Below are 3152 nucleotides of genomic sequence, written 5' to 3'. Positions count from 1 at the left end.
GACCGGGCCTTCGCGCATGTCGGGGGCCGGGACCGTACGGGCGCGGGGCGACCGGTGGCCGCCGTGGCCGGGCGCGGCTGCCCCGGCCGCCCTGGATGACGCTGCGGCCCCGGCGGCCTCAGAAGCTGATGTCGTTGATCGTGTCGGCTATCGAGTCGAGGAAACGCTGGATCGACGGGGCCATGCCCGTGGACGCGAGGAAGAAGCCGAAGAGGATCGCGACGATCGACGGGCCGCCCTTGAGGGTGCCCGAGCGGATCATCAGCACGAGGACGATCCCCAACAGCAGCACCACGGAGAACGAAATGGCCACAACTGATCACATCCTCGGTCGGTTCGCGCGGCCCAGCGGGGGCGGGTGTGGCCACACCCGCCCCTTGGCGTGAACCATCGTGCCACCAACGGCCGGAAAGACGCGGCCCCTTGACGTGTCGTCGGTCACCGCCGGGCCGTCGCCACCGGGCGCCCGCGCGCCCTCCCCGACCATACGGCCACATAAGAAGACTGATTTACGCATGACCTCTTTCCGGTTACACGCATCCCCGCGATCCATCGACCGAAACCCCGTCGGCCGTCATTTCATATACAGACAAACGCTGAGGCGTATGCCCCATTTAAGGGGGATTAATTAGGGCATATAAGCCAACTGTCAATGGTTTCACACTCACCCATGAGAAAACCGCCTCGGGATTTACGCATCACAAATTCCCTGGCTAATGTGCCTCCAATGTTCTCCGCTCCACAGACAACGCACAGGGCGTCGCGGCCCGCTGCCAGGGAGCCGGACGCCGCGGCGGCACACAGCACGGATACCGCGAGTAGCAGCGCCGCGACCCCGGGCGCCGGGCCCGCGGCCGGCGGCGACACACAGAGAACCGGCCACCCGGGTGGTGAGGCGCGGGGAGGGCGGGACCCGTTCTTCGACAACGCGAAGTACCTGGCCATCGTGCTGGTGGCGATCGGGCACGCCTGGGAACCCGTCATGGACGGCAGCCAGCTCACCCGGGGCCTCTATCTGCTCGTCTACGTCTTCCATATGCCCGCCTTCATCGTGATCTCCGGCTACTTCTCCCGGAGTTTCACCGGCACCCCGCGCCAGCTGCGGCGGCTGCTGACCGGGATCGCGCTGCCGTATGTGGTCTTCGAGGTGCTGTACTCCCTCGCACGGCGCTGGATCGGCGGCGAGAGCGGGCATCCGATCAGCCTGCTCGACCCCTTCTATCTGACCTGGTTCCTGGCGGCGCTCTTCGTCTGGCGGCTGACGACCCCGCTGTGGCGGCAGATCCGCCATCCGCTGCCGGTGGCGCTGGCGCTGGCCGCGCTCGCGTCGCTGACGCCCGGCATCGGCGCCGATCTCAACCTCCAGCGGGTACTCCAGTTCCTGCCGTACTTCGTGCTGGGGCTGCTGCTGCGGCCGGAGCACTTCCAGCTGCTGCGCCGCCCCGAGGTGCGGCGGCTCTCGCTGCCGGTACTCCTCGCCGCGCCCGTCCTCGCCTGTCTCGCCGCGCCCCATGTCCACTTCGGCTGGGTCTACCGCTCCTTCAGCGCCCAGGAGCTTCAGCGGCCCTGGTGGACCGGGCCGCTGATGAGCCTGGTCCTGTTCGTGGCGGCGGTGACGCTGACCGCCGCGTTCCTGGCGTGGGTGCCGCGGCGGCGTACCTGGTTCACCGCACTGGGGGTCGGCACGGTCTGCGGCTATCTGCTGCACGGTCTGCCGCTGAAGGCCGCCGACTGGACCGGCCTCTTCGAGCGGTACGGCTGGCTCTCCGAGCCCGCCGGCCGGGTGCTGCTCACCGTCGCGGCGGCGGCCATGGTGACGCTGCTGTGCACCCCGTGGGTACACCGGGCGCTGCGCTGGGCGACCGAGCCGGACATGGTGTGGGCGTTCCGCCGGGACGCGCTGGATCTGGCCCGGGGCGACGATCGGGGGCGCTCCCGCTCCCCACGGCGCTGACCTGCGGGTTATCACCGTGATTTGGCCGCCGCTTTGGGCATGTATCAGCCATTTCTGATGACACGTCAGGTATAGGCTCGCCGCGCCAATCCATGGCCTGGGCAGGCATATCGCCGCCCATGAGTGAGATGAGCCTGACGTGATACGAAGAACTCGATCGCGGGGTACCCCCTCGCGACGGGCCGCCCGCACCCTGGGCATCGCCCTGGCGGCGCCCGCCTTCATGGCGGGGCTGCTGAGCCCGGCCCCCGCCCTCGCGGCGGTGGCCCCGGTGGCCCCGGTGACCGGCCAGACCGCCCCCGCCGCCGTCCTTCCCACCGCGCAGGAGCTCAGCCGGCGCCAGCTCGTGGTGGACGCCTGGCGCACCGGCGGCCCCGGGGTGAAGGCCGGGGCCGAGGCGGCCCTGCTGGGCGGGGACGCGGAGGTCCGCAAGTTCCTCTCCGTCGCCAACGACACCGCCGAACAGGATCTGCGGGTCGGTGTCGTCCAGATCTCCGGCTTCGGCGGCCGGGGCGTGCTGGACGCGGCGACCCGGGCGATGGCCGGGACCCGGGGCCAGCTGGCGACGTTCCTGAAGTCGGGCTGGCAGCAGCCGCTCGAACAGGACCAGCGGGTCCGCCTCGTCCAGATCGTCGAGGCCGGTGGGCCCGGTGTCCGGCAGGCGGGCACCGCCGCGCTGAACGGCACCATCGAGGACGTACGGAAGTTCCTCGCCCAGGGCCAGCACCACGTCCGCGAGCAGGACGACCGGGTGCGGGTGACCCAGATCCTCATGGCGGGCGGGCCCGCCGTGCAGGCCGCCGCCAGGATCGCGATGAACGGCAGCGTCGAGGACGTCCGCGACTTCCTGGACGTCGGCCAGCACATCGCGCGCTCCCGTGACCAGGAGTACGCGACGATCGCCCAGCTCGCCGCCCAGGCGCGCGAGGCCGGAGCGCTCGCCGCCAAGGAGACCGCGCTCGCCAAGGAGGCGTCCGCCGAGGCCGTGAAGGCGGCGGAGCTGGCCAAGGCCGCCGCCCAGGAGGCGGCACGGCAGGCCGCCGCCGCGGGCCAGGACGCCCAGCGCGCCGCCGAGGCCGCCGCACGGGCGGCGAAGGCCGCGAAGGCCGCCGCGGCGGCGGCCCAGCGGGCCATCGACTCGGCACGGCTGGCGAACAGCGCCGCCCGGGTCGCCTCGGACGCGGCGGCCAAGGCCGCC

Annotated in this window: 3 protein-coding genes; 2 read left to right on the top strand and 1 reads right to left on the bottom strand. The window is 71.5% G+C overall.

Going from position 1 to position 3152, the window contains the following annotated elements:
- Positions 1 to 118: 118 nt before the first annotated feature.
- A complete protein-coding gene (locus tag ACFVIM_RS34370; protein ID WP_384310107.1) occupies positions 119 to 313 on the bottom strand; it encodes a hypothetical protein in 195 nt (64 codons plus the stop codon).
- A gap of 414 nt (positions 314 to 727) precedes the next feature.
- On the opposite strand from ACFVIM_RS34370, the gene ACFVIM_RS34365 reads away from it, so the two are divergent.
- On the top strand, positions 728 to 1954 hold the full coding sequence (locus ACFVIM_RS34365) for an acyltransferase family protein (RefSeq protein ID WP_384310103.1): 1227 nt from the start codon (positions 728 to 730) through the stop codon (positions 1952 to 1954).
- A 139-nt stretch (positions 1955 to 2093) separates the two neighbouring features.
- The coding region (locus ACFVIM_RS34360; protein WP_384310100.1) for an ALF repeat-containing protein at positions 2094 to 3152 on the top strand (1059 nt) is incomplete at its 3' end.

The organism is Streptomyces sp. NPDC057638 (genome assembly GCF_042800315.1).
Classification (GTDB): domain Bacteria; phylum Actinomycetota; class Actinomycetes; order Streptomycetales; family Streptomycetaceae; genus Streptomyces.
This window is presented reverse-complemented; position numbering and strand designations above follow the sequence as displayed.

Excerpts from the sequence above, each read along its gene's own strand:
- ACFVIM_RS34365 (WP_384310103.1), top strand. The coding sequence starts at position 728 with ATGTTCTCCGCTCCACAGACAACGCACAGGGCGTCGCGGCCCGCTGCC.